Genomic DNA, 24049 nt, shown 5'->3' on the forward strand with positions numbered 1-24049 from the left:
ATCCATCAGGGAGGCAGGATTTGCGCTACAAACGGATCATTCTGCTGGTGCTGTTTCTGGCGGCTTTGCTGGGGCTGCTCGAATGGTCCGGCATGCGTGCCAATTTCAATGCCGAATACATTCATCGCCTGCTGGAGGAAAACCTGTGGCGCGGTCTGGCGATTTACATCGTGCTGTTTTGCATCGGCAATCTCTTGCACATTCCCGGCTGGATTTTTCTGGCGGCGGCAGTGCTGGCCTTGGGTAAAGTCTGGGGCGGGATGGTGACCTATGTGGCGGCAACACTGTCCTGTGTGATCACCTATTTCGTGATCCGCCTGATCGGCGGCGATTTCTTGCATGAAATCCGGAATCGCTACGCGCGCCGGATTCTGCAGATACTCGACAGCCATCCGGTGACCTGCATTTCTTCGCTGCGCGTGGTGTTCCAGACCATGCCTACCATCAACTATGCGCTGGCGCTGTCCGGCGTCGGCTTCCGTCCCTATCTGCTGGGAACGCTGATCGGCCTGCCGCTGCCGATCACACTCTATTGCCTGTTCTTCGACTATCTGGCGCGCGTACTGCACTGGCAGTGAGCGCAGTGAACCCAGTAAGTCAGATCTCAATTGCGCTCTGTTTTTCAGAATAGCCTGGCGCCGTTGGGCACCGCCTGATCCGGTCTGAACAGCACCACTTCGCCTGCGGCGTCAGGAAATCCCAGCGTCAACACTTCCGACATGAACTTGCCGATCTGGCGCGGGGGAAAATTCACGACCGCTGCAATCTGGCGTCCAATCAGCGCTTCCGGCTGGTAATGCGCAGTAATCTGGGCGCTGCTCTGACGGATGCCAATGCCGGCACCGAAATCGATCCTCAGCTTGAAGGCGGGCTTGCGTGCTTCAGGAAACGCTTCCGCGGAAACGATGGTGCCGATGCGGATATCGACTTTCAGAAAGGTATCGAAATCGGTGGCGGCTGCGGCAGGCGCATTGACGTCGTGCAGGAGATGCATGATGGGCTTTGAAGAGAATGCAAAGCCGGAATGATAGCAAGAGCCGGTGCGCGTGTGGATCGGGGTTCAGGCCCGGCGCAAGTTGATTCGGCCTGCTGACGCGGCTCAATCGCGACCCGCCAGCGCCTCGCCTATCATCACCAGCACCGGCCCGCTGCATTGGATCAGGCCTTGTTCCAGACCGCTCAGTTGCAGATGCAGGATGTGTTCATTCTCGCGGCTGCAGTTTTCTACCACCACCACCGGCGTGGTCGGCGCATAACCCAGTTGCAGCAGACGTCGCGCGGTCGCCGTGGCTTCACGGCCGCCCATGTACTGCACCAGCGTATCGCCGTTGGGCATGATCACTTCGTTGGGCTGATCCGGCGCCGTGCTGGAGGTGAACAGCGACACGCTGCGGGCGACGCCGCGCCGCGTCAGCGGACGTTTGGCCGAGGCGGCGGCAGCCAGCGCGGCGGTGATGCCCGGCACGATTTCGTAGGGGATGTTGTGGGCTTCCAGCGCGCGCAATTCTTCGTCGGCACGGCCGAACAGCATCGGGTCGCCGCCCTTGAGGCGCACTACCATGCGATATTCCTGGGCGCTGGCGACCAGCTTCTCATTGATCTCGACCTGCGCGGTGGAGCGCTGGCCGCTGCGCTTGCCGACCGATACCTTCACGGCCTGCGGACACAAGTCGAGGATTTCATCGGTCACCAGGGCATCGTGCAGCACGATTTCGGCCAGCGCCAGCAGGCGCGCGCCGCGCACCGTCAGCAGATCGGCGGCGCCGGGGCCGGAGCCGATCAGATACACCTTGCCCGGTTGTGCCGGGGAAGATGTGTCGGAAGGAAAGTGCGCCTGGTGTGCTGCAGAGGGTGCTGCCGGATCGGTGGCCATGACCGGGGAGGTAAGAGTTTAGTCGAGGCGAATCATACCAGCGGCCACGGTCTGATGCGTGACTTCGTCGATCAGAATGAAGGCGCCGGTGGTGCGGATCGCTTCATACGAATCGGCCGCAATCGCCTGCTGCAGATTGAGCGACACGCGGGCGATGTCGTTGAGCTTCAGCGTCTCGGCCGGATGGCGTTGCTGGGTGTTGATGTCCAGCAAGGTATCGACCCTGGACACGCGCGCCGCCACTTGTTTGGTGGTGTGCTTGAGCCAGTACTTGCGGCGCGGATCCAGCGTGTCTTCCGACAGCCAGCACAGATCGGCGGTGATCGCCTTGAGCGCTGCCGGCGGCTGCTCGGCCGAAGCCAGCATGTCGCCGCGCGAGATGTCCAGGTATTCGTCCAGCAGCAGCGTCACCGACTGGCCGGCCCGGGCCGATTCCAGCGAGCCGTCCAGCGTCAGGATGTCCTTGACGGTGGCGCTCTGGCCGCCCGGCAGCACGCTGATCCTGTCGCCTTTCCTGACCTTGCCGGCTTCGATGCGGCCCATGTAGCCGCGGAAGTCGTTTGCTTCGTGGCCGTTGTGGCGCGCAACCAGTTGCACCGGGAAGCGCAGCGGCTCCTCATGCGCATCTTCGTAGACCGATAGCGACTCCAGCAATTCGATCAGGGTCGGGCCCTTGTACCAGGGCATCCTGGCGCTTTCGGTGACGACGTTGTCGCCCACCAGCGCTGACAGCGGGATCGGATGCACATCCTTCAGGCCCAATTGCTGTGCGAATTCCTGATAGGCGCCGACGATGCGGGTGTAGACCGTTTCGTCATAATTCACCAGATCCATCTTGTTGACCGCGACGATCACGTGCTCGATCTGAAGCAGATGCGCGATGGTCGAGTGGCGCTTGGTCTGGGTCAGCAGTTCGACGCTCCCGTCGTCACCTAGTTTGACCTTGGAGACGTCGACCAGAATGATCACGGCATCGGCCGTGGAGGCGCCGGTCACCATGTTGCGGGTGTACTGCTCATGGCCCGGGGTGTCGGCAATGATGAACTTGCGCTTGGGCGTGGCGAAGTAGCGATAGGCGACGTCGATGGTGATGCCTTGTTCGCGCTCGGCTTCCAGACCGTCCGTCAGCAGCGACAGATCGACGGTGTCACCTACGGTGCGCTTGTGCTTGGCGCGCGAGATGGCGTCCAGCTGGTCGGCGAAGATGCCCTTGCTGTCGAACAGCAGGCGGCCGATCAGCGTGCTCTTGCCGTCATCCACCGAACCGGCGGTGATGAAGCGCAGCAGGCCGCGTTCGTTTTGATTTGCATCGGCGCCGGCGGCCGTATTCGGGTTGTGTTCAGCGACTGCGGCGTTCATCAGAAATATCCTTCTTTCTTGCGTTTTTCCATCGATGCTTCGGAGGTCTGGTCATCCATGCGGGTCGCGCCGCGCTCGGTGATCTGGGTCACGGCAGTCTCGGCGATGATGGCCGCGACCGTGCCCGCGTCCGACGATACCGGGCAGGTGCAGGAGATGTCGCCGACGGTGCGGAAACGCACCACCTGGCGTTCCACGGTTTCACCTTCGCGCGCCGGCGTCAGATCGGTCAGCGGCACCAGCAGGCCATTGCGCGGGATCACGTCGCGTTCGTGCGCAAAGTAGATCGAGGGCAGTTCCAGCTTTTCGCGGGCGATGTATTGCCAGACATCCAGCTCGGTCCAGTTGGAGATCGGGAACACCCGCATGTTTTCACCCGGATGCACGCGGGTGTTGTACAAGTCCCAAAGTTCGGGACGCTGGGCTTTCGGGTTCCATTGGCCGAATTCATCGCGGAAAGAAAAGATGCGTTCCTTGGCACGCGCTTTTTCTTCATCGCGGCGCGCACCGCCGATACAGGCGTCGAACTTGAATTCGTCTATCGTCTCCAGCAGCGTCACGGCCTGTGCCGCATTGCGCGAATCGGTCTGCGGATTGCGCAGGCGCACGGTGCCGCGCTTGATCGAATCTTCCACCGAGCGCACCACCAGACGCTCGCCCAGTTCGGCGGCGCGGCGATCGCGGAACTCGATCACTTCGGCGAAGTTGTGGCCGGTGTCGATATGCACCAGAGGGAAGGGGAACTTGCCCGGGCGGAAAGCCTTTTCGGCGATGCGCAGCAGCACCACAGAATCCTTGCCGCCGGAAAACAGCAGGGCAGGGTTGCTGCACTCGGCGGCGACCTCACGCATGATGTGAATGGCTTCCGATTCCAGCCAGTCGAGATGGCGGCTGCTGGCCTTGTCCAGGAAAATGTTTTCTACCACTGTGTTCATAGAACGACCTCTGTGTGCTCTCTGTATTGCGAATAGCCGATTGGCTTTTTGATCTTGCTTTTAATTGCTGTAGATAGCTGACGCTTGCAGGCTTCAGGCGCTTTCCGCCGCATGCGACTTGATGCGGATCAGCTTGCCGTCCACCACGTGCAGACCACACTCCTTGGAGTCCGGGTTTTCCCACCACCAGCGGCCGGCGCGTACATCTTCGCCGGGCTGAATCGCGCGCGTGCAGGGCTCGCAGCCGATCGAGGGAAAACCCTGATCGTGCAGCGGGTTGTAAGGCACGTCGTTGGCGCGGATGTAGTCCCACACGTCCTGCTCCGACCAGTCCGCCAGCGGATTGAATTTCTGCATGTCGTGCGCCTCGTCGCGTTCCTGCACATGCAGTTCGGCGCGTGTCACCGATTGAGCACGGCGCTGGCCGGTGACCCACGAAGCATTGCCTTTCAGCGCGCGATTGAGCGGCTCCAGCTTGCGGATGTGGCAGCATTCCTTGCGCAGTTCCACGCTGTCGTAAAACGCATTGCGGCCATGCGCCTGCACATATTGCTCAACCGCTTGCGGCTGCGGGCGATAGGGCGTGACTTCGTAATCGTAGGTCTCGCGGATGCGGTCCAGCATGCCCAGGGTTTCCTGATGCAGACGTCCGGTTTCCAGCGTGAAGATGCTGATCTTGTCCTGCAGCTTGCCGCGCAGGATCAGGTCGGTCAGCACCATGTCTTCCGCCGCCATGCTGGAAGCGAACACCGAGGGCGCGTAGTGCGCCGCGATCAGTTCCAGCGTCGCTTGGGTTTTTGCGATGAGATCCTGCAAAGCCTGGTTCGACATGATGTTGCCCTTTTTCTTTATTCCGGCCTGCCGCATCAGTTCACTGAGGCGGCAGGCATTGCTGCTGCAAATGACGGTGTTGCTATGTGTTGCTGAACTTCAGTCCGCGGTCACCGCGCTGCGCTTGACGCGGCGGAACAGCGGATTCTTTTCGTCCCACGAGGTCTGATATTTTTCCGAAAAATCGGTCAGGCCCTTGAGTGCGTCGTGGATGTTCTTGTCGGCGCGCACCGCGAAGGCATCGAAGCCGACGCGCTGCATGTAGAACAACTGGTCGCGCAACACATCGCCGATGGCGCGCAATTCGCCGGTGTAGCCGAGGCGGGCGCGCAGGTTGTAGGCGATGGAATAACCACGGCCGTCGGCAAACTTCGGAAAGTCCACCGCGATCAGCTTGAAGTGCGCCAGATCGTCCTTCAGCGCTTCCGGCCGCTCGTCGCTGGCGAACCAGACGCCGAGCTCGGCGCGCCCCTGCAAGGCGGCGCGTTGCGCTTCCCATACCTTCAGCGGCACGACGACTTTTCCTGCGGGCAGCGGCACGCTGTCAGGGGTCTGGTCTTCGGCCAGGCGCAGCAGTTGCCAGTCGTCGCCGACGACGGTCTTGTTCTTGATGATCTCAGGCATGAGCGTCTTCTCCTACTGCGTGATCCGCCTTGATCGGCGTGGCATAAACGAATTCCTTGAACGGCGTCACGCCGATGCGGCGCACGGTGTCGATGAAGCGTTCATCTTCAGTGCGCTGCTTGACGTAGACCTGCATCAGGCGGTCGATCACGGTCGGCATCTGATGCGCCGAGAACGATGGACCGATGATCTTGCCTATGCTGGACTGATTGCCCTGAGCACCGCCCAGCGACACCTGATACCACTCGGCGCCGTCTTTATCGACACCCAGGATGCCGATGTTGCCGACGTGGTGGTGACCGCAGGCGTTGATGCAGCCCGAGATGTTCAGTTCGATGTCGCCGATGTCGTGCTGGTAATCGATGTTGTCGAAGCGTTCCGCGATGGCTTGCGCAATCGGAATCGACTTGGCGTTCGCCAGCGAGCAGAAATCGCCGCCGGGGCAGCAGATGATGTCGGTCAGCAGGCCGATGTTGGGCGTCGCCAGGCCCTTGGCCTTGGCTTCTTTCCACAGCGTGTGCAGTTCGCTGATCTTGACGTCGGCCAGCACCAGATTCTGCTCGTGCGTCACGCGCAGTTCGCCGAAGCTGTAACGGTCCGAGAGATCGGCCACGAACGTCATTTGTTCGGCAGTGATATCGCCCGGCGGCACGCCGGTCTTCTTCAGCGACAGCACCACTGCAGCGTAACCCGGCACCTTGTGCGGCTTGACGTTGCGCAGCAGCCAGTTGGAGAAGCCCTTGTCCTCTGCCTTCAGGCGTTCGAACTCGGCATCGCCGGCCGGCAGCGTTTCGTAAGCCGGCGCGGTGAAGTATTGCGCCACGCGTTGCAGTTCTTCTTCGGTCAGCGTCGACGGGCCGTCCTTGATGTGGGCCCATTCTTCCTCGACCTGACGGCCGAATTCTTCAGGGCCGATGGCCTTGACCAGAATCTTGATGCGCGCCTTGTAGATGTTGTCGCGACGGCCGTACTGGTTGTACACGCGCAGAATCGCTTCCAGATACGACATGGCGTGCTGCCATGGCAGGAAGTCGCGGATCTGGCTGCCCAGAATCGGGGTGCGGCCCATGCCGCCGCCCACCATCACGCGGAAGCCGACTTCGCCGGCTTCGTTGCGGATCACGTGCAGACCGATGTCGTGCACCGCAGTGGCGGCACGATCCTGCTCGGAACCGCTGATGGCGATCTTGAACTTGCGCGGCAGATAGGCGAACTCGGGGTGGAAGGTGCTCCACTCGCGGATCAGTTCGGCGTAAGGACGCGGATCGACGATTTCATCGGCGGCGACGCCGGCCAGTTCGTCCGAAGTGGTGTTGCGGATGCAGTTGCCGGAAGTCTGGATCGCATGCATTTCGACGCTGGCCAGTTCGGCCAGGATGTCCGGCGATTCTTCCAGCTTGATCCAGTTGAACTGAATGTTCTGGCGCGTCGTGAAGTGACCATAGCCGCGATCGTACTTGACCGCGATCTCGGCGAACTTGCGCAACTGATTCGATGCCAGCAGACCGTAAGGCACGGCGATGCGCAGCATGTAGGCATGGCGTTGCAGGTACAGACCGTTTTGCAGACGCAGGATGCGGAATTCTTCTTCGATCAGTTCGTCGGACAGGCGGCGGCGCACCTGATCACGGTATTGGGCAACGCGCTCTTTGACGATCTGATGATCGTATTGGTCATAGCGGTACATCTTTAGGTCCCTGTAACGTCTTAGCGGAGTCTTGTGTTGCGGGCTGACGCCTGACTCACTATTGATGAAAAATCAGCCTACCAAATCAGTTTCACGGCAACGCTCGTCAGCGTAATTGCCAGCAGGCCACGCAAGAATTTCTCCGGTACCGCCCGCGCTGCGAGCGAACCGATGGTGATACCCGGCAGTGAACCCAGCAGCAGCATTGCCAGCAGCTCCCAGTTGATCGATCCCAGCCACCAGTGGCCGAGTGCGGCAATTGCCGTCAGCGGCACCGCGTAGGCGATGTCGGTGCCGGCGATTTCAGCCGGTGAAAGACGGGGGTAGAGCAGCACCAGCAAGGTTGCGCCGACTGCGCCGGCGCCGATCGAAGAGATCGTCACCAGCGTGCCGAGCACTGCACCGGCCAGAATGGTTGCATTGCGCAGTTGCGCGCCTTGCAGTTGCCGTTCCGGGTGGGCATTCAGCCAAGCCTGAAGTTTAGCTTTAAACAGCAATGCAATCACGGTGAGGAACACCGAGATGGCAATCGAATAACGGATGATGCCGCTGATCTCGTCGCTGATCGCGCCGAAATGCTTGAGCGACAAAGTGGTAATCAGGGCTGCCGGCAAGGCGCCGTAAGACAGCGCGCGCACGATATCCCAGCGTACGGTGCCCTTGAAACGGTGGGCGAAGGTGCCGGCAGTCTTGGTGGCTGCCGCAAACGCCAGATCGGTGCCGACCGCGACGCTGGGGTGGATGCCGAACAGCAGCGTCAGCAAGGGCGTCATGAGCGAGCCGCCGCCGACCCCGGTCAATCCGACCAGTAATCCGACAGCAAATCCGCTCACTACATAAGAAACAGTCATAACACCTCGCCCATAAGACGTTGAATCGTAATAAACTAATGTTTCAAACCAAACTACATAGTATTTATTTGCTTATATGCGCCTATGGCATATGCAAATGAGATTGCTGAGCCATGCTGCTGAGCAATCGGCTACCGAAAGACTTTCATGAATCTCCATCAATTCCGTTTCGTGCGTGAAGCGGTACGTCAGAATTTCAATCTGACCGAAGCCGCCAAGGCGCTGTATACGTCGCAGCCGGGCGTCTCCAAGGCGATTATCGAACTGGAAGAAGAACTGGGCGTCGACATTTTCACACGTCATGGCAAGCGCATTCGCGGCCTGACCGAACCCGGTCGCGCGGTATTGAAGTCGGTCGAACTGATCATGCAGGAGGTCGACGGCCTCAAGCGCATCGGCAAGGAATTCGCCGCGCACGATAGCGGCAGCTTCACCATCGCCACCACCCATACCCAGGCGCGCTACTCGCTACCCAAAGTGGTGCAGGCTTTTACCCAGAAATATCCCAAGGTGCATTTGTCCTTGCTGCAAGGCAATCCCAAGCAGATTACCGAAATGGTGCGCAACGACCAGGCCGATATCGCCATCGCCACCGAAGCGCTGGCCTCGGGCGAAGGCCTGGTTTCCTTGCCGTGTTACCAGTGGGAACACGTGGTGGTGGTGCCGGCTGATCATCCCTTGCTCAGCGCCAAAACCCTGACGCTGGAAGAAATCGCCAGCTTTCCGCTGATCACTTATGATGCCGCTTTCAGCGGCCGCAGCAAGATCGATCATGCCTTTTCGCTGCGCGGCCTGAAACCGGACATCGTGCTGGAAGCCATCGATGCCGACGTCATCAAGACCTATGTCGAACTCGGCATGGGCGTCGGCATCATCGCCGGCATGGCCTTCGACGCCGAGCGCGACCGCAATCTGCGCATGCTGACCGCCGGCCATCTGTTCGGCACCAATGTCTCGCGTGTGGCGCTCAAGCAGGGCGCCTATCTGCGCAGTTATGTTTACACCTTCATCGAATTGCTGGCGCCGACCCTCAACCGCAAGCTGATCGGGCAGGTGATGGAAGGCGAGAAGGATATGTACGAACTGTAGTCACAGTAAATGTAGAGAATCCTCCCGGGCAGGCCCGGGAGGCGTTAAGGAAGATGCACTGATGAAGAACCTGCTGTTCGGCCTGCATGGCAAAACCCTGCGCCATGCGCGCCGTTTCTGGTTGCAATACGGTATTTTGTGGACCGGCGCCGTGATCACGGGGCTGATCGCCGTCATGTACGCACGCCTGATCGATCTCGGCTTCGAGCTGTTCCAGAAAATGGAACACCGTCATTCCTGGCTGCCGCTGATCGTGACGCCGGCCATGAGCGCGCTGTGCGTATGGCTGACCCGCAAGTATTTCCCCGGCGCCGAGGGCAGCGGGATTCCGCAAGTCATCGCGACATTGGGCGAGCAGGGCGAACGCAGTTCGACGCTGGGCCCGAAGTTGCTGTCGCTGCGCATCGTGGCCGGCAAGATCGGCGTTTCCTTCCTCGGCATTCTGGGCGGTTTCACCATCGGCCGCGAAGGCCCGACGGTGCAGGTCGGCGCCGCCCTGATGTACAACATGCGGCGCTTTTACCCTCGCCCCAGCGCCATCCTTGAAAAACGCCTGATCCTGGCCGGCGCCGCCGCCGGCCTGTCGGCGGCCTTCAATACGCCGCTGGCCGGCATCGTGTTTGCGATTGAAGAGCTGTCGCGCAGTTTCGAGCAGCGCGCCAGCGGCATCGTCATCACCACCATCATCTTCGCCGGCGTGGTCGCACTCGGCCTCAACGGCAATTACACCTATTTCGGCGCCATCACCGCCGGCCCCGACACCATGCGCGAAATGGTGATCGCGGTACTGACCTGCGGCATCCTGATGGGTGTGGCCGGCGGCATCTTTTGCTGGCTGCTGCTCAATACGCAGCGCTGGATTCCGGCGCCGCTGCGCAGCTTGCGGGCTGAACGTCCGGTGCTCTTCGGCGCGCTGTGCGGCCTGATCGTAGCGGTGATCGGCGTCATCGCCGGCGGCGCCACTTTCGGTAGCGGCTATGTCGAAGCCAAGGGTTTGCTGACCGGACAGGAGCACCTGTCGGCGCTGTATCCGCTGGCCAAGCTGGCATCCATGATCGGTTCTTATCTGCCGGGGATACCGGGCGGGATTTTCGCGCCGTCCTTGTCGATCGGCGCTGGCTTCGGCAATGTGCTGCACATGCTGTTCGGCGACATCTCGCTGCCGCTGCTGATTGCGCTGGCGATGGTCGGTTATCTGGCGGCCGTGACGCAGTCGCCGATTACCGCTTTCGTGATCGTGATGGAAATGATCAACGGTCACGCGCTGGTAATCTCCTTGATGGCGACCGCCTTGCTGGCGAGCCGCGTGTCGCGCTTCTTTGCGCCGCCTTTGTATGAGGCGCTGTCGGAACGCTATGCCGCGCATACTAAATATGCGCATCCGCCGGCAACTGATCCTGCATCTCCATCAGACCCCGATCGGAAGTCGGCTGGCTGAAGCGGGCATCCGTCTCAGTCCAGCGCCTTGTCGCTCGGAAAACGTATCGCCTGCTTGAGCAGCGGGCTCATCGGCAGATTCAGCGATGCATGCCGCGCGTCTATCGGCTGCATGAACCAGCGGTCGTAGATGCGATAGATCTCGCCGCTGTCGAACAGACGCACCAGTTCGCGATTGACGATCTGCTTGAAGTCCACATCTTCCTTGCGCATCATCAGACCGTATTGCTCCACCGACAGCGCTTCGCCGGTCACGATATAGGTTTCCGGCCGCGGCATTTCTGCGCGCCGGCCCAGCAGCGATACATCGCTGGCAACCACAGCATCGACACGGCCATCCTGCAGCATGGCGATGGCTTCGCTCAGCAAGTTCACCTCCGCCAGCGTGATATTGAGCGCGCGCAGTTCGCTGCGCCTGCGCACCTGCGGCACGGCCGTGCCGCCTTTGAGCACGGCCACGCGTCTGTTCAGCAAATCGGGCCAGTTGCGGATGCCGCTGTCGGCGCGCACCAGCATGCGCGTCGATGCGAACAGATGGGGCTGGCTGAACGCATATTTTTCGCGGCGCTGTGCACTATTGGTCGTGTTGCCGCATTCGATGTCGGCCCGGCGTTCGGTCAGTGCGGTGAAGCGATTGTTGCCGTCTACCGCGAGATACTCCACTTTGAGTTGCGGCAGCTTCAGTTGCAGACGCGTGGCTTCGGCAATTCTGAGGCAAAGCTCCAGGGCATAACCGGTGGTCTGGCGGTTGGCATCCATGCCGGAAATCGGCAACAGGCCTTCGCGATACGCCAGCACGATGGTGCGCGTTTCGCGCATGTGGCGCAGCGTTTCGGACTGTGTTTGCGCGTGGAGATCGTGTGCGCTCAGCGCCAGCAGACATAAGCCTGCGCCGCGCAGCAGCGAGGTCTGTTGGTGGGCGATATAAAAAAACATCCCGCAACGCCTGAGCCATTGCGGGATGTTCATGGGGGCGCGAGCGCGCTGGCCGGATCCGACGATTGCGCCTGAGCGCATTTCGTTCAGACCTGCGCCACCGCCGCCGCCCGGTTGGTTGCACGGCAGCCGTCCAGCAGGAATGACAGGCCGACCACCAGCACCAGTTCGCCTTCTGCGGAACGGGCGGTGCCGGTGATGCCGTTGGTATGGATGGCCGTGAGCGGCTTGATCACCAGGTCGGCAGTGCCTTCCACCGCTTCCACACCCAGAATATAAGGATGCGGAACCGCCATCACGATGCCGACGCGTTCATTGCCCGGCTCGTAGCCAAGCACGCCGGCCAGCGAATGCACCGGCAACGGACGACCCTGGTCGCGCAGCACCGGGGCGCCGCCGACTTCGTCGAAGTTGTCCGGCAGCTCGACCACACGCTCGACCACCGCCATCGGCAGCGCCAGCGCTGCGCCGGCGCAACGCACCAGCATGGTCGGGATGATCGACAGTTCGATCGGCAGACGGATAGAGAAACGGGTACCGACGCCCAGTGTGGAATCGATGCGGATGGTGCCGCGATGCTTTTCCACCGCAGTCTTCACCACGTCCATGCCGACGCCGCGGCCGGACACGCTGGAAGCCACTTCCTTGGTCGAGAAGCCGGGCAGGAACACCAGTTGCAGCGACTCATCTGCGGTCAGCGCCTGATGCTCGCCGATCAGACCCTTGGCCAGTGCCTTGCTGCGCAACATTTCAGGATCCATGCCCTTGCCGTCGTCGAACACTTCGATCATGACGCTGCTGGCTTCCTGCCATGCCTTGAGCGAGATGGTCGCCTTATTCGACTTGCCGGCGCTGATGCGATCGGTTTCGATGCCGTGATCCAGCGAGTTGCGCAGCATGTGCACCAGCGGATCGTAGAGGCTGTCCACCACCACGCGGTCAACTTCGGTTTCGGCGCCTGAGATCGCCAGATCCACGTCCTTGCCAAGATCCTTGGCCAGTTCGCGCACCAGTCGCGGGAATTTCTGGAACAGACGACCGACCGGCTGCATGCGGGTCGACAAGGTCGCGCGCTGCAATTCGCTGGAGTAGCGCGAGGCGCGGCCCAGCGTTTCGGCCAGCGTCGACATCAGCGCGGCGGCTGTGCCTTCGAACTTGAACTGCTGCAGTTTTTCCAGCAGCACGGCAGCCTGATTGGCGGCCTGCACCGATTCGCCGGCCACTTCCAGCAGGGCGTCCAGTTTACCGGCATCAATCCGGATGCTTTCTTCCTTGCCGGGTGCGTTATCGCTGGCGCGGCGGGCGGGTGCTGGAGGCGCCGCCGCGGGGGCTGCAGCTGCAGCAGGTTTGGGATCGGCGGACGGCAAGGATTTCGGATGACCTGAAGCCGATGCTGCAGCCGGTTCGGCGGCGGCGGCTTCGGCGGCGGCGATCACATTCGCGACCGCGCTGTCGGTGCTGCCGGTTTGCGTCACAGCCTGATACAAGGCATCCCAATCCAGTTGACCGTCTTTCATGACGCTGGCGTTATTGGCAGGGCCATTGCCGGCAACCGCCGCCGTAGCCGATGCTACCGGTGCGGCGACGGGAGCCGCGGCAACCGGCGCAGGAGCAGGAGCAGCAGCAGCGGGTGCAGCCTCTTCAGCCTTGCCTTCGATGGCCTGGGTCAGGATGTCTTTCAGGTCGGCCGGCATCGAGGCCAGGCTGGCCGGATCGGCGCCGTTGGACAATTCGGTCAGCTGGTCAGCCACGAAACCGCTGGCTTGCAGCGCCGCTTCAATGGCCAGCGGCGTGACCTGAGCCTTGCCGGTGCGCAGTGCATCGAACAGGTTCTCAGTCAGGTGGCAGGCTGAAACCATGGCCGGCAGGTTCACGAAACCGGCGCCGCCCTTGATGGTGTGGAATGCGCGAAAAACCGCATTCAGAATTTCCAGATCGTCGGGATGTCGTTCAAGCGTCAGCAGATGCTCTTCAACGTTGGTCGCCAGATCCAACGCCTCAACGACAAAATCCTTGAGCATTTCGTCATCCATTAGAACCCCAGGCTGTCGAGTAAGTCATCCACATCGTTTTGAGCCATTGCCGCGCCAGGCGCGGATGGGCCGTTCATCAGTTCAACCGGTTTTTCGGCCTTCTCTTCCATCAGCGCCTTGACTTCAGGCGGCGCGTTGTCGCGCAGCAACTGGGCCAGCTCGCGCTCAGCAATATTGGTGATGGCGACGATTTTCTTGATCAGTTGGCCGGTGATGTCCTGGAAGTCCTGCGCCATCATGATTTCAAGCATGCGGGCTTTTTCGACTTCGGTCGATTCCAGTACGGCTACAGAGAGTTTTTGCGAATCGCCGGCCAGGCTCTTGAATTCGTCGATGTTCATCTGGCCGGCATACAGGCGGGCCCAGCGATCGTTGATGTCCTTGGCATGGGCCGACAGCTTATCCTGCGCCGGCATGCCAGAATCCAAGGCATTGAGCACCTTGTTGGCCGCTTGTTCGGTCAGCGTGGCGATGTGCTCCAGGCGCCCCTGGGCGTCGCCGATCTGCAGCGCGACGTCGGTCAGCGAGCGATCGTAACCCAGTTCGCGCATCGAATCGTGCAGCAGACGCACGATGCCGCCCAGGCGTTCGTACATCGGTTTTGCAGTCAGATCTTCATCATCGCCGGCAGCAGGGGCTGCTGCAGCGGGAGTTGCAGCAGCTGCACCGTCAGCAGTGGCCGCCGGAATGCTCTTGGCGGAAATTTCGTCGAACAAGGCCTCTAAATCTAGATCGTCGCTCATGATCTCTGTTTCTCCCTACGGGTGGATGCGTTATATATGTTCGCGCCGGCGGCGGAAATGGTCGTCGTCACTTGGAATGCATGGGCTTATGAGGCGGCTGGGGCGGTAGTTCCTTTCTGGCTGAACTCACTGATTACATGCATAACGGCAGAATCTTCCCAAGTCTGAAGCACATTTGGGAACGACCTTGCCCGATGGCGCGTTGCCGCATCCCGGGGAAGCAAAAAAAGGGCGGACCGATCCTGTTGCGAGGAGTATAAGCCGCGACCAGAAGCCCCTATCGGGTAAAAAGCGATTGAATTTCCCCATTTGTTCCGATTTACCCGGCAATCGACCCCTCAAATGTATTCGAATATTTGTAGCGGGCAATATTACTGTATGGCACTTCATTTTGCCATCGGCAATTGCCCGTCCAGTTGCTCCTGTCTGGGCAGTTGCATACAATGGCGCCGTTTTGATGCCGGCGGCCATTTTGCGATCGACAGCCGCGGCGCTGGCAAACCATCCCGGATACCACTGTCGAAATGGCAAGTTATTGCAAAGAAGTCATTTGCAAGAAGCATGCCCATTGACGGGAAGACAGGCACGAGACTTTTCTTATCTGAGAGCCCGCAGCAGTTATTCTCAGGCCTTCGCATGCCGCGCCAGCATTTATCCGTAAAGCGGGCACACGGTAAAATTCAGCGCCCGCGATGACTCCTGATTGTCTCCACACGCACGCCGCGTCGGCGAGCATCCGACTTTCAGCCATTCATCCTCCCCTTCACCATGATCGGCCCACGATGCGACGCATGATATGGCTGCTGTCTCTGCTGCTGTTGCTGGCTTTGCTGGCCTTGAGTGCCGCCGCGCTATGCGGCAGCACCGGATGTCTGCGGCCGTCGTCGTCAGCCGATTCGATCGGCTTGCTGCTGTCCCTGCGCGTACCGCGCGCCTTGACTGCATTCACCGTCGGCGCGCTGTTGGCGCTGGCCGGTGCGCTGATGCAGGTGCTGCTGCGCAATCCGCTGGCCGATCCTTATGTATTGGGTTTGTCGGGCGGTTCCGCCGCAGGCGCTTTGCTGGCCTTGCTGGCGGCAGCGCGCTTGGGCATTTCCAGCAATGGCATTGCCGCCGTCGGCGCCGCAATCGGCGCGGCGCTGGCGGTGCTGTTGCTGTTCGGGCTGGTGCGTCAATCCTTGCGGCATCTGGCGCTTTCCCCTTTGCTGAGCAGCCAGCGCCTGCTGCTGACCGGCGTCATGCTGGCGGCCGGCTTCGGCGCCCTGATTTCGCTGGCGCTGTCGATTGCGCCGGACAGTCAGCTACGCGGCATGGTGTTCTGGCTGATCGGCGATCTGGACGATGCGCGCCTGCTGCCGATTGCCGCCGTCGTGCTGCTGCTGGCGCTGGTCTGGGCGGTGCTGCATGCGGCGCAACTGAATTTGCTGGCGCGCGGCGAGAGTTTCGCCCAGTTGCTCGGCGTGCCGGTCCTGCGCCTGCGCGTGATGAGCCTGTGTATTGCCTCGCTGGCGACCGCTGCCGCAGTCGCCATGGCCGGCACCATCGGCTTCGTCGGTCTGGTGGTACCGCATGCTTTGCGGCTGTTGGTCGGCAATGATCAGCGCTTGTTGCTGCCGGCTGCGGTGCTGGGCGGCGGCGCCGCATTGACGCTGGCCGATTTGCTCGCGCGCACCGTGGTTGCGCCCACGCAGTTGCCGGTGGGCGTCATCACCGCGCTGGTGGGCGTGCCGTTGTTTTTGTGGCTGCTGGCGAGGAGCCGCGCATGAACACCGTTATAAATTCCGCCAGCAAGTTTCACCAGACTGCACTTTTGCGCACCGGGCAATTACGCATTCAGCACGCACAGCGCCCCTTGATCGAGGCCTTGAACTGGGAGGTCAGTGCCGGCCAGTTCTGGTGCGTGCTCGGCCGCAACGGCGCCGGCAAGACCAGTCTGCTGAATGTGGTGGCCGGCCTGGCTCAGCCTGCCGGCGGCCGCATTCATTTGCATGGCAAGGCGCTGGACGCCATCACGCCGCACGAGTTGGCGCGTGTGCGTGGCCTCTTGCAACAGCATCAGATCGATACTTTTTCCAGTTCGGTTATCGACACCGTGCTGGCCGGCCGATTTCCCTGGCGCGACAGTTCGTCCTGGGGCAACAACGAGCAGGATCGCCGCGTCGCGCTGGCCGCCCTGGCCGCGCTCAACATGCAGCAGCACGCGCAACGCGACGTGCTGCACTTGTCCGGCGGCGAGCGCCAGCGCGTCGCTCTGGCGACTTTGCTCACGCAAGCGCCGGAGCTATTGTTGCTGGATGAGCCGACCTCGCATCAGGACATCCCGGCGCAGATGACGATGATGCGCTTCCTGCGCACGCTGGCCGAACAGCAAGGCAAGGCGCTGATCGCCAGTTGTCACGACATCAACCTCGCAGCGCGTTTCGCCACGCATGCGCTGCTGCTGGGCGAGGGCGAGTGCTGGCAGGGCCGGGTTGCGGATGTGCTTAATGTCGCCAATCTGGAGCGCGTTTTCGGTAGCGGGTTTGAGCGCGTGGAGACGGTGCAGGGAGCCGTCTATCTCGCTCGCTGATTGCAGGGCAATCCGACCTAGCGCACCTTCTCCAGCAGACCGCAAACCTGCTCGGTGGCATCCAGAATGCGTGGCCCGGCGCGGTTTAGCCAGTCGGCATTCACGACATAGAGATGCTGTTTGGTAACCGCTTGCAGGCGGCCGTATTGGCGCCAGCGTTCCAGTGGCTGATCCTTGGCGTCGCTGGGCGTGAGGATGACTTCGGGATCGGCCGCCAGCACCGCTTCCACACTGATGGTGGGCGCCAGTTGCGGCAGCTCGGCGAAGATGTTGCTGCCGCCGCACAGGCGCAGGACCGAGGACACCATGTGCCGGCCGTTGAGCGTCATCAGCGGCTGGCTCCAGATCTGATAGAACACGCTGACCGGGCGCCGCTCCGCGTATTTCTGACGCAGGCCTTGCCAGCGGCGGCGGAATCCGGCAGCGGCTGTTGCACCTTCCGCCTGCGTGCCGCTCAGCCGGCCGAGGCGCTCCAGCGAGCTGGCGATGGTCTCGAAATCCTGTGGCTGGCTTTCAAAGACCGGGATGCCGAACTGGCGCAGGCGCGCCACCTGGCTGGCCTTGTTGCCGCTGTGCCAGGCCACCACCAGGTCGGGTTTCAAGGTGAGGATTTTTTCCAGGTCGAGCGCATTGATGCTGCCGACCGAGGCGATCTGTCTGGCGGCGGCCGGATAGTCGCTGTAATTGCTGACGCCGACCAGACGCGCACCGGCGCCTGCCGCGAACAGCATTTCGGTGGTGTGCGGCGAGAGACTGACGATGCGTTGCGCGGCTTGCGGCAAGCGGATTTCATTGCCCTGGTCATCCGTGACCACGATGGGCGCGGTCTCAGCCCATGCACCTGGCATTGCCAGCATGCTCGTCAGACAGAGCAGTGTCAGCGCCAACCTGCGCGACCTGCGCCAATAAGCCTTGAACAAGCAGCGGAGAGTCGGCTGAACTGATGTGCGCAGCCCGCCGGATGCGGACTGAAGCCGGAGCAAGGCCGGCGTCGGCATCAGATTTCCAGATTGTCGATCAGGCGGGTCTTGCCCAGCCTGGCGGCGGCCACCACCACCAGCTTTTCGCCTTGCGCCATGTCCCCGGCCGAAGGCGGCTGCAGGTCGATGCGCTTGCGGATGGAAATGTAATCCGGTTGCCAGCCGCGCTGCGCCAGCACGTCCATCGCCGCTTTTTCGATGTCGGAGGTGTTGAGGCGACCACCGCGTACTTCATCGGCGACCTGATTCAATGCGCGGTACAGCGCCGGTGCTTCTTCACGTTCGTCGCTGGACAGATAGCCATTGCGCGAGGACAGCGCCAGGCCATCATCGGCGCGGAAGGTTTCGGCGCCGATGATTTCGGTCGGCAGCGCGAACTGCCGCGCCATGTTGCGCACGATCATCAGCTGCTGATAATCCTTCTTGCCGAACACCGCCACACGCGGCTGCACACAGGAAAACAGCTTCATCACCACGGTCGAGACACCGGTGAAGAAGCCCGGGCGGAATTCGCCTTCGAGGATGTTGCCGAGGCCGTCCGGCGGTTGCACGCGGTATTCCTGGGGTTCCGGATACATGTCTTTTTCAGTCGGCGCGAAGAGCACGTAGACGCCTTCCTTTTCCAGTTTTTCGACGTCGTTCTGGAAGGTGCGCGGGTACTTGTCGAAGTCTTCGTTGGGGCCGAATTGCAGGCGATTGACGAAGATCGAAGCCACCACCGGATCGCCGTGGGTGCGCGCCAGGCGCATCAGCGACAGATGGCCTTCGTGCAGATTGCCCATGGTGGCGACGAAGGCGGTGCGCAGCTGGCCGCGCAGATGGTCGCGGAGTTCTTCAATGGAGGAAATGATTTTCATGCGAGTCTCTGCTGTCTCTTGAGTATTCGGATAGGTGATGGTCAGGCTGTATCAGTCGCCGTGCTCGGCAGGCTGCAACAGGCTGATATGCCGACAGGCGCTCGCTCAGCTCGGCGAGTAGGAAAGTCTGACATAGATGGGCGCGAAGGCCTCGGCCTGGGTGATTTCGATCAGGGTTTCTTTCGCCAGTTCGAGCAGGGCGATGAAGTTGACCACGACCACGGGTACGCCGCGCATGGGATCGAACAGGTCGGAAAACTCGACAAAGCGCGCCGATTGCAGACGACGCAGAATGCCGGTCATGTGCTCGCGCACGGAGAGTTCTTCGCGGCTGATGTGGTGGTGCGCGGTGAGTTTGGCGCGCTTGAGCACGTCGGCCCAGGCCGATTTGAGGTCGTCCATGTCGACGTCCGGCCAGCGCGTGACGACGGTCTGTTCGACATAGATCTGGGTGCGCACATAGTCGCGGCCGACCTGCGGCAGCGCATCCAGTTCCTGCGCGGCCAGTTTGATCTGTTCGTATTCCAGCAGGCGGCGCACCAGCTCGGCGCGCGGATCTTCCGCCTCTTCGCCGGCGTCGACCTTCTTGGCCGGCAGCAGCATGCGCGACTTGATCTCGATGAGCATCGCGGCCATCAGCAGATATTCCGCCGCCAGTTCCAGATTCTGCTTGCGGATCTGTTCCACGTATTCCAGATACTGCAGGGTGACCTGCGCCATCGGGATGTCGAGAATGTTGAAGTTCTGTTTGCGGATCAGATAGAGCAGCAGATCCAGCGGACCCTGGAAGGCTTCGAGGAAGACTTCCAGCGCATCCGGCGGGATGTACAGATCGGTGGGCATCTGGAACAGCGGCTCGCCATACAGCTTGGCGAGCGCGACGCCATCGATGACATCCGGCGTGGTGTCCGGATGTCCGTCAGGGGAAATGCTGGAGGCGTCGGAAGAATGTCCGGCGTGTGCGGTCATGCCTGGGAGGTCTTAGTGGTTCTGATAAACGTAGGGCTGTTGCGCCACGCGTGAGTCCTTGTCGCGGGCGCTCTTGTCCAGATCGATCGGAGCCTTGTCCCACAGCAGGGCGCGGCCGGCGCGTTGCTGTTCTTCCAGCGAAGGATTCTTTTGCTTCAGTTCGGCGATGAACTGAGTGATCTCGGATACGTAGGTGATCTTCTTGGCGAACATGATATTTTCAGGCCTGGATTGAAACGGACCTTATTTTACCTTGTCTTTATCGGTGATAATCAAGCCGCCATGAATATACAGCTCCCTGACCTTATTCGAAAAACGCTTTCGGCAGCCGGCGCTGTGCTTGCCGCTGTGACAATGTTCGGTTGCGACCGCAACGGCAACCCCATAGAGGAGTTCGGTTTGGACCAGTTGCAGAAGGGTGTTTCGAGCGAAGCCGAGGTGCGCAAGATCATGGGCGAGCCCGATACCGTCTGGGACGATGGCCACGGCGCCCACACGCTGGAGTACCCGAAAGGGCCGGAGGGCGTGCGCACCTGGATGTTCGCCATCAACCCGCTGGGTACGCTGATCGATTACCGCCAGGTGTTGACGAGCGACAACTTTTCAAAAGTGTTGCCGGGCATGAGTCAGGCCGAAGTGCGGCGTCTGCTGGGCCGGCCGCGCAGCGTGATGCAGTTCGCGCGCAAGAATGAAGAAGTCTGGGACTGGAAATATATCGACGTCCACGAGCAACGTCTGTTCAACGTGCATTTCGACCTGAACAGCACACAGGTCGCAAGAACCTCGATTTCCGAAATTTCGGGACATTGATCGGGGCTTTGCCTTAAGTAAGCGGCTGGCAATTGCGGTCTCATCCCGCCCTGCGTTGGCGCAAGGCTTCCTTCAAAAAACAGGGCAATTCAAGGTGGGTGCGAATAGTCGCCGCTGCGCTCATCGAGCATGACTTCGGCGGCGCTGCTGCCGGGATCCATGCGGCTTCTGCGCAGCATGCCGGCTTCGTCCAGCACCGAATAGGCGGTCGAGCAGAACAGCGAATGCATGCGCTTCATGTCGCTGATCAGGTCCAGATGCAGCGAGCTGGTTTCTATGCTTTGCTGGGTCTGGCCGGCCAGACGCACCAGGTGAGTCTTGGCGTAGGCACGCTCCAGATCGCGGAAGGATTCCTTCTCCGCGAGCAATTTTTGCGCGCTGCGCAGATCGCCTTCCAGAAATACCGACAAGCCCAGCTGCAGGCTGGTCACCAGGCGCGCGTGCATCTCGCAGACTTCCTGCATGCCGGCCGCCGAAAAGGTGCGCTGCGGCGCAATCTTCTTGCTTTCCACGCCCTTGACGATGCGCACGATGATGTCGCCGGCCTGTTCCAGATTGATGGTCAGCGTGATGATGTCGGTCCAGCGCCGCACTTCCTTGGCGTTGAGCTCTTCGCGCGAGACGCGCGCCAGGTACATTTTCAGCTCGGTGTACAGCTTGTCGACGTCGTCATCCAGCTTGCGGATCTGGGTGGCGCGGATGGTATCGTTTTCACGAATCACCAGCAAAAGGCTGTTGAGCATTTTTTCGATGATGTCCCCGATGCGCAGCACTTCGCGCGAGGCATTCGCCAGCGCCAGCGTCGGCGTATCGATGGCGGCCGGGTCGAGGTGGCGCGCATGCACACCGTCGTCGTCCAGCTCTCGATCCGGCAGCAGGCGCACGCACAGGCGCGACATCGGCTCCACCAGCATCAGCAGCAGCGAGCAGCGCACGGTGTTGTAAATCACGTGGAAGGCCACCACGCCGAAGCGCAGGTCGGTGGTCAGATAGGCAATCCAGACTTCGAGGAAATTGATCAGCGGCAGCGCGATGACGGCGCCGCTCAGGCGGAACAGCATGCTGCCCAGCGCTACGCGGCGGCCCGCCACATTCTGGCTGGCGGCGCTGATCAGCGCCATGATGCCGCTGCCGAGATTGGCGCCGATCACCAGGCATAAAGCCACCTTGAGCGAAATCACGCCGGAGGTGGCCAGCGTCGCCGCCAGCAGCACCGCGGCCAGACTGGAATAGGTCAGCATCGCGAACAGCGCGCCGATCAGGGCATCGAGCATGATGTCGCCGGTCAGCGAGGAGAACAGCACCTTGATGCCGGCTGCCGCCATCATCGGCCGTGTTGCGGCGCTGATCATTTCCAGCGCCAGAAGGATCAGACCGAGGCCGATCACGGCGCGCGCCAGACGTCCGATGGAGGTATGACGGCGCGACAGATACACCACCACGCCGGAGAAAATCAGCAGCGGCGACAGCCATGAAAGATCGAAACTCAGAACGCCGGTCATCAGCGCGGTGCCGACATCGGCGCCCAGCATGATGGCCAGCGCGGGCGTTAGTCCGACCAATCCCTGTGCGACGAACGAGCAGACGATCACGGCGGTGGCGTTGCTGCTTTGTACCAGGCTGGTGACGCCGACGCCGGCGGTGAACGCCATGCTGCGGCGGGTGATGCTGGTGCTCAGAATACGGCGCAGCTGCGCGCCGTACACGCGCAGCACATCGGTGCGGACAATATGCGTGCCCCACACCAGCAATGCCAGCGCCGACATCAGATGCAGCAGTGTGATCATTGGCGCGCCAGCAAATGTTGGGTCAGCTCGGCGAAACCGGCGCCGCAGGGCTGAGCGGTGATGAAGTGGGGCGCATGCGTCAGCCGGTCGGCGAACTCCATGACGTTGGCGACGCCGACCGACAAGGGGAAGTAGGCGAACATCGGCGCATCGTTGGGCGAGTCGCCCGCAAACACGCAACGATTGATTTCGTCGTCATCGCTGAGATCAACGCCGTAGCGCTCCTGCATCATGAGGCGCGCCATGCTGAGTTTGTCGTAGTCGCCAAACCAGCCGTTGACGTGGATGGAACTGATTTTTGCTGTCATCCCCGCATTTTCCATGATTTTCACGATGCGGTCGATCTCGTCCCTGGCGAGCGGCGCCACGTCCTCGCAAAAGTCGATGGCCAGATCGTACTGGCGGCAGAACTGATCGGAGGCCACGGCGCAGCCGGGCACCTCGCGCAGAATCTGCTCACGTACTTCAATCAGGCGCGCGCGATTGTCGGCGCGGCGCGCTTCATCCAGCAGATGGCGGGTGCGCAATTTGTTGGACGCATGGTCGTGCCACATGTACAGCGCACCGTTCTCGCCGATGATGCCGTCCACCGGCCACAGCCGCGCGATCTGGTCGCACCAGCCGGCCGGGCGGCCGGTCACGGGGATCACGCGCAAGCCGGCGTGCTGCAATGCTTCCAGCGCATCGTAGGCGGTGGCGCTGAGTTTTCCTTCGGTCGTCAGTGTGTCATCGATGTCGGTAAAGACGGTGGTGACCTGAGCGCGAGGCATCTGGGTCAGGGGCTTCATTGTTGCAACTCCAGTAATTGTGGTTGGTGGTCGGAGGATCGCGTATGGCTGTCGACCGAGAACGATCTGATCTGTGGCAACAGGTCTTCGCTGGTGAAGATGAAGTCACAGGTAAATGCCTCGGGCCATTGTTTGCGGTCATATAAACCGACATTGATCGGATGGGCTTGGTTCCCGTGCAGGTGCTGCCAGGCATCGTGCAGGCGCGGCACATGCGGCGACGCGGAACCGTCGGCGGCGCGGAAGGGATCGCGCAATCGCGCATGCATCGCGTCTTCCGGACGGAAGTTGAAATCGCCGGTCAGAATGGTTTTGGTCGCGTGGGGAAAGGCGTGATACGGCGAGCCGCGCGTGTCCTTGACGCGCTCATGCGCGGCGCGCAGACAGGTCTCTTCGTGATAGCTGCGGATCGCCTCGACTTGCGCCTTGCGTTGCAGCGCGGAATAATATTCCAGATGCGTGTTCATCACCCTGATCGGACCGAGCGGCGTATCGAGGGTCACTTCCAGCAAGGTGCGCGGCATGCTGATCACGCTGGCGTCGAACGGCCACGGCAATTGATGACGCAGTACCCGCAGCACCGGATAGCGCGACAGAATCATGTTGCCGAAGCAGCGGCGGCCGCCGTCCGGCCCCAGCACATCGACGCCTGCCACCGGCACCGGCGTGAAGTCGGGCAACAGACGCGCGAAGTCTTCAAACTGATTTTCACCGGCGCTGCCGGCCAGACCGGGCGCCGGAAAATTGGCGCCCACTTCCTGCAGGCACAGCACGTCGAAGTCGCCCATGTTGCGGGCATCGCGCAGGATGCGCCTGGGATCGACCTTGCCGTCGATGCCGCGCGACCATTGAATATTCCAGCTCAGTAGTTTCATGATGAATGTTTCCCTT

General features: G+C 61.4%; 24 protein-coding genes. 6 read left to right on the plus strand and 18 right to left on the minus strand.

Features of this window, described 5'->3' with window-relative positions:
• Positions 1-20: 20 nt before the first annotated feature.
• Positions 21-578: a TVP38/TMEM64 family protein gene (locus PQR62_RS11380; RefSeq protein ID WP_408157921.1), complete on the plus strand. Its 558-nt coding sequence runs from the start codon at positions 21-23 to the stop codon at positions 576-578.
• 44 nt (positions 579-622) lie between these two features.
• Here the strand turns inward: PQR62_RS11380 and PQR62_RS11385 are convergent, their stop codons facing one another.
• The 8 genes from PQR62_RS11385 to PQR62_RS11420 form a co-directional block, all read right to left on the minus strand.
• Positions 623-994 carry a tRNA-binding protein gene (locus PQR62_RS11385; RefSeq protein WP_408157923.1) on the minus strand — a complete coding sequence of 124 codons (372 nt, stop codon included), beginning with the start codon at positions 992-994 and terminating at the stop codon, positions 623-625.
• Positions 995-1099: 105 nt separating this feature from the next.
• Positions 1100-1873 (minus strand): uroporphyrinogen-III C-methyltransferase, encoded by a 774-nt coding sequence (gene cobA, locus PQR62_RS11390; protein WP_408157925.1) that lies wholly within the window; start codon positions 1871-1873, stop codon positions 1100-1102.
• Positions 1874-1891: 18 nt separating this feature from the next.
• Positions 1892-3232 carry a sulfate adenylyltransferase subunit 1 gene (locus tag PQR62_RS11395; protein WP_408157927.1) on the minus strand — a complete coding sequence of 447 codons (1341 nt, stop codon included), beginning with the start codon at positions 3230-3232 and terminating at the stop codon, positions 1892-1894.
• On the minus strand, positions 3232-4167 hold the full coding sequence (gene cysD / locus PQR62_RS11400; RefSeq protein ID WP_408157929.1) for a sulfate adenylyltransferase subunit CysD: 936 nt from the start codon (positions 4165-4167) through the stop codon (positions 3232-3234). Before cysD ends, PQR62_RS11395 begins: the two co-directional genes overlap by 1 nt.
• Before the next feature lie 93 nt (positions 4168-4260).
• Positions 4261-4998: a phosphoadenylyl-sulfate reductase gene (locus tag PQR62_RS11405; RefSeq protein ID WP_408157931.1), complete on the minus strand. Its 738-nt coding sequence runs from the start codon at positions 4996-4998 to the stop codon at positions 4261-4263.
• 99 nt (positions 4999-5097) lie between these two features.
• Positions 5098-5622: a DUF934 domain-containing protein gene (locus tag PQR62_RS11410; RefSeq protein WP_408157933.1), complete on the minus strand. Its 525-nt coding sequence runs from the start codon at positions 5620-5622 to the stop codon at positions 5098-5100.
• Entirely contained in the window at positions 5615-7309 is a 1695-nt protein-coding gene (locus tag PQR62_RS11415; RefSeq protein WP_408157935.1) for a nitrite/sulfite reductase, read from the minus strand. The genes PQR62_RS11410 and PQR62_RS11415 overlap by 8 nt, the downstream gene beginning before the upstream one ends.
• A 77-nt stretch (positions 7310-7386) precedes the next feature.
• Complete coding sequence (locus tag PQR62_RS11420; RefSeq protein WP_408157937.1) at positions 7387-8160, minus strand: sulfite exporter TauE/SafE family protein; 774 nt, start codon at positions 8158-8160, stop codon at positions 7387-7389.
• 147 nt (positions 8161-8307) lie between these two features.
• Between PQR62_RS11420 and PQR62_RS11425 the strand changes: the two genes are divergently transcribed.
• Both PQR62_RS11425 and PQR62_RS11430 read left to right on the plus strand, forming a co-directional pair.
• A complete protein-coding gene (locus PQR62_RS11425; RefSeq protein ID WP_408157939.1) occupies positions 8308-9249 on the plus strand; it encodes a CysB family HTH-type transcriptional regulator in 942 nt (313 codons plus the stop codon).
• Positions 9250-9310: 61 nt separating this feature from the next.
• On the plus strand, positions 9311-10687 hold the full coding sequence (locus PQR62_RS11430) for a chloride channel protein (protein WP_408157941.1): 1377 nt from the start codon (positions 9311-9313) through the stop codon (positions 10685-10687).
• A 14-nt stretch (positions 10688-10701) separates the two neighbouring features.
• Here PQR62_RS11430 and PQR62_RS11435 read toward each other — a convergent pair whose 3' ends face one another.
• The 3 genes from PQR62_RS11435 to PQR62_RS11445 form a co-directional block, all read right to left on the minus strand.
• Positions 10702-11622, minus strand: coding sequence for an amino acid ABC transporter substrate-binding protein (locus tag PQR62_RS11435; RefSeq protein WP_408157943.1), 921 nt, complete (start codon positions 11620-11622; stop codon positions 10702-10704).
• Between the two features lie 86 nt (positions 11623-11708).
• Positions 11709-13655, minus strand: a complete 1947-nt coding sequence (locus tag PQR62_RS11440) for a chemotaxis protein CheA (protein ID WP_408157945.1) — start codon at positions 13653-13655, stop codon at positions 11709-11711.
• Positions 13655-14398 (minus strand): protein phosphatase CheZ, encoded by a 744-nt coding sequence (locus PQR62_RS11445; protein WP_408157947.1) that lies wholly within the window; start codon positions 14396-14398, stop codon positions 13655-13657. Before PQR62_RS11445 ends, PQR62_RS11440 begins: the two co-directional genes overlap by 1 nt.
• A gap of 782 nt (positions 14399-15180) precedes the next feature.
• Between PQR62_RS11445 and PQR62_RS11450 the strand changes: the two genes are divergently transcribed.
• Entirely contained in the window at positions 15181-16164 is a 984-nt protein-coding gene (locus tag PQR62_RS11450; protein ID WP_408157949.1) for a FecCD family ABC transporter permease, read from the plus strand.
• Positions 16161-16967, plus strand: coding sequence for an ABC transporter ATP-binding protein (locus PQR62_RS11455; RefSeq protein ID WP_408157951.1), 807 nt, complete (start codon positions 16161-16163; stop codon positions 16965-16967). The genes PQR62_RS11450 and PQR62_RS11455 overlap by 4 nt, the downstream gene beginning before the upstream one ends.
• A gap of 17 nt (positions 16968-16984) precedes the next feature.
• On the opposite strand, the gene PQR62_RS11460 is transcribed toward PQR62_RS11455, so the two are convergent.
• The 4 genes from PQR62_RS11460 to PQR62_RS11475 all read right to left on the minus strand — a co-directional run bounded on the left by PQR62_RS11460 (position 16985) and on the right by PQR62_RS11475 (position 19986).
• Positions 16985-17824, minus strand: a complete 840-nt coding sequence (locus PQR62_RS11460) for a cobalamin-binding protein (protein ID WP_408157953.1) — start codon at positions 17822-17824, stop codon at positions 16985-16987.
• Positions 17825-17964: 140 nt separating this feature from the next.
• Positions 17965-18804, minus strand: a complete 840-nt coding sequence (gene panC, locus PQR62_RS11465; protein WP_408157955.1) for a pantoate--beta-alanine ligase — start codon at positions 18802-18804, stop codon at positions 17965-17967.
• Between the two features lie 105 nt (positions 18805-18909).
• Complete coding sequence (locus tag PQR62_RS11470) at positions 18910-19773, minus strand: segregation and condensation protein A (protein ID WP_408157957.1); 864 nt, start codon at positions 19771-19773, stop codon at positions 18910-18912.
• 12 nt (positions 19774-19785) lie between these two features.
• A complete protein-coding gene (locus PQR62_RS11475; RefSeq protein WP_408157959.1) occupies positions 19786-19986 on the minus strand; it encodes a DUF3460 family protein in 201 nt (66 codons plus the stop codon).
• Positions 19987-20127: 141 nt separating this feature from the next.
• Between PQR62_RS11475 and bamE the strand changes: the two genes are divergently transcribed.
• Positions 20128-20583 carry an outer membrane protein assembly factor BamE domain-containing protein gene (gene bamE, locus PQR62_RS11480; protein WP_408157961.1) on the plus strand — a complete coding sequence of 152 codons (456 nt, stop codon included), beginning with the start codon at positions 20128-20130 and terminating at the stop codon, positions 20581-20583.
• Between the two features lie 89 nt (positions 20584-20672).
• On the opposite strand, the gene PQR62_RS11485 is transcribed toward bamE, so the two are convergent.
• Genes PQR62_RS11485 through PQR62_RS11495 form a run of 3 tightly spaced genes read right to left on the minus strand, consistent with a single transcriptional unit; the run spans position 20673 to position 24033 of the window.
• Entirely contained in the window at positions 20673-22370 is a 1698-nt protein-coding gene (locus PQR62_RS11485) for a Na/Pi cotransporter family protein (RefSeq protein ID WP_408157962.1), read from the minus strand.
• The gene (locus PQR62_RS11490) at positions 22367-23158 is read right to left on the minus strand and encodes an HAD-IIB family hydrolase (RefSeq protein WP_408157964.1); all 792 of its coding nucleotides are present in this window, start codon (positions 23156-23158) and stop codon (positions 22367-22369) included. Before PQR62_RS11490 ends, PQR62_RS11485 begins: the two co-directional genes overlap by 4 nt.
• A complete protein-coding gene (locus tag PQR62_RS11495) occupies positions 23155-24033 on the minus strand; it encodes an endonuclease/exonuclease/phosphatase family protein (protein ID WP_408157966.1) in 879 nt (292 codons plus the stop codon). The genes PQR62_RS11490 and PQR62_RS11495 overlap by 4 nt, the downstream gene beginning before the upstream one ends.
• Positions 24034-24049 lie beyond the last annotated feature (16 nt).

It is taken from the genome of Herbaspirillum lusitanum, assembly GCF_046025995.1.
In the GTDB taxonomy this organism is placed as follows: Bacteria; Pseudomonadota; Gammaproteobacteria; order Burkholderiales; family Burkholderiaceae_D; genus Herbaspirillum; species Herbaspirillum lusitanum_A.

What these genes read in the sequence shown, in the direction of transcription:
- PQR62_RS11385 (WP_408157923.1), bottom strand. Translation starts at nt 994, where the DNA reads ATGCATCTCCTGCACGACGTCAATGCGCCTGCCGCAGCCGCCACCGAT.
- cobA (WP_408157925.1), bottom strand. Translation starts at nt 1,873, where the DNA reads ATGGCCACCGATCCGGCAGCACCCTCTGCAGCACACCAGGCGCACTTT.
- PQR62_RS11395 (WP_408157927.1), bottom strand. Translation starts at nt 3,232, where the DNA reads ATGAACGCCGCAGTCGCTGAACACAACCCGAATACGGCCGCCGGCGCC.
- cysD (WP_408157929.1), bottom strand. Translation starts at nt 4,167, where the DNA reads ATGAACACAGTGGTAGAAAACATTTTCCTGGACAAGGCCAGCAGCCGC.
- PQR62_RS11405 (WP_408157931.1), bottom strand. Translation starts at nt 4,998, where the DNA reads ATGTCGAACCAGGCTTTGCAGGATCTCATCGCAAAAACCCAAGCGACG.
- PQR62_RS11410 (WP_408157933.1), bottom strand. Translation starts at nt 5,622, where the DNA reads ATGCCTGAGATCATCAAGAACAAGACCGTCGTCGGCGACGACTGGCAA.
- PQR62_RS11415 (WP_408157935.1), bottom strand. Translation starts at nt 7,309, where the DNA reads ATGTACCGCTATGACCAATACGATCATCAGATCGTCAAAGAGCGCGTT.
- PQR62_RS11420 (WP_408157937.1), bottom strand. Translation starts at nt 8,160, where the DNA reads ATGACTGTTTCTTATGTAGTGAGCGGATTTGCTGTCGGATTACTGGTC.
- PQR62_RS11425 (WP_408157939.1), top strand. Translation starts at nt 8,308, where the DNA reads ATGAATCTCCATCAATTCCGTTTCGTGCGTGAAGCGGTACGTCAGAAT.
- PQR62_RS11430 (WP_408157941.1), top strand. Translation starts at nt 9,311, where the DNA reads ATGAAGAACCTGCTGTTCGGCCTGCATGGCAAAACCCTGCGCCATGCG.
- PQR62_RS11435 (WP_408157943.1), bottom strand. Translation starts at nt 11,622, where the DNA reads ATGTTTTTTTATATCGCCCACCAACAGACCTCGCTGCTGCGCGGCGCA.
- PQR62_RS11440 (WP_408157945.1), bottom strand. Translation starts at nt 13,655, where the DNA reads ATGGATGACGAAATGCTCAAGGATTTTGTCGTTGAGGCGTTGGATCTG.
- PQR62_RS11445 (WP_408157947.1), bottom strand. Translation starts at nt 14,398, where the DNA reads ATGAGCGACGATCTAGATTTAGAGGCCTTGTTCGACGAAATTTCCGCC.
- PQR62_RS11450 (WP_408157949.1), top strand. Translation starts at nt 15,181, where the DNA reads ATGCGACGCATGATATGGCTGCTGTCTCTGCTGCTGTTGCTGGCTTTG.
- PQR62_RS11455 (WP_408157951.1), top strand. Translation starts at nt 16,161, where the DNA reads ATGAACACCGTTATAAATTCCGCCAGCAAGTTTCACCAGACTGCACTT.
- PQR62_RS11460 (WP_408157953.1), bottom strand. Translation starts at nt 17,824, where the DNA reads ATGCTGGCAATGCCAGGTGCATGGGCTGAGACCGCGCCCATCGTGGTC.
- panC (WP_408157955.1), bottom strand. Translation starts at nt 18,804, where the DNA reads ATGAAAATCATTTCCTCCATTGAAGAACTCCGCGACCATCTGCGCGGC.
- PQR62_RS11470 (WP_408157957.1), bottom strand. Translation starts at nt 19,773, where the DNA reads ATGACCGCACACGCCGGACATTCTTCCGACGCCTCCAGCATTTCCCCT.
- PQR62_RS11475 (WP_408157959.1), bottom strand. Translation starts at nt 19,986, where the DNA reads ATGTTCGCCAAGAAGATCACCTACGTATCCGAGATCACTCAGTTCATC.
- bamE (WP_408157961.1), top strand. Translation starts at nt 20,128, where the DNA reads ATGTTCGGTTGCGACCGCAACGGCAACCCCATAGAGGAGTTCGGTTTG.
- PQR62_RS11485 (WP_408157962.1), bottom strand. Translation starts at nt 22,370, where the DNA reads ATGATCACACTGCTGCATCTGATGTCGGCGCTGGCATTGCTGGTGTGG.
- PQR62_RS11490 (WP_408157964.1), bottom strand. Translation starts at nt 23,158, where the DNA reads ATGAAGCCCCTGACCCAGATGCCTCGCGCTCAGGTCACCACCGTCTTT.
- PQR62_RS11495 (WP_408157966.1), bottom strand. Translation starts at nt 24,033, where the DNA reads ATGAAACTACTGAGCTGGAATATTCAATGGTCGCGCGGCATCGACGGC.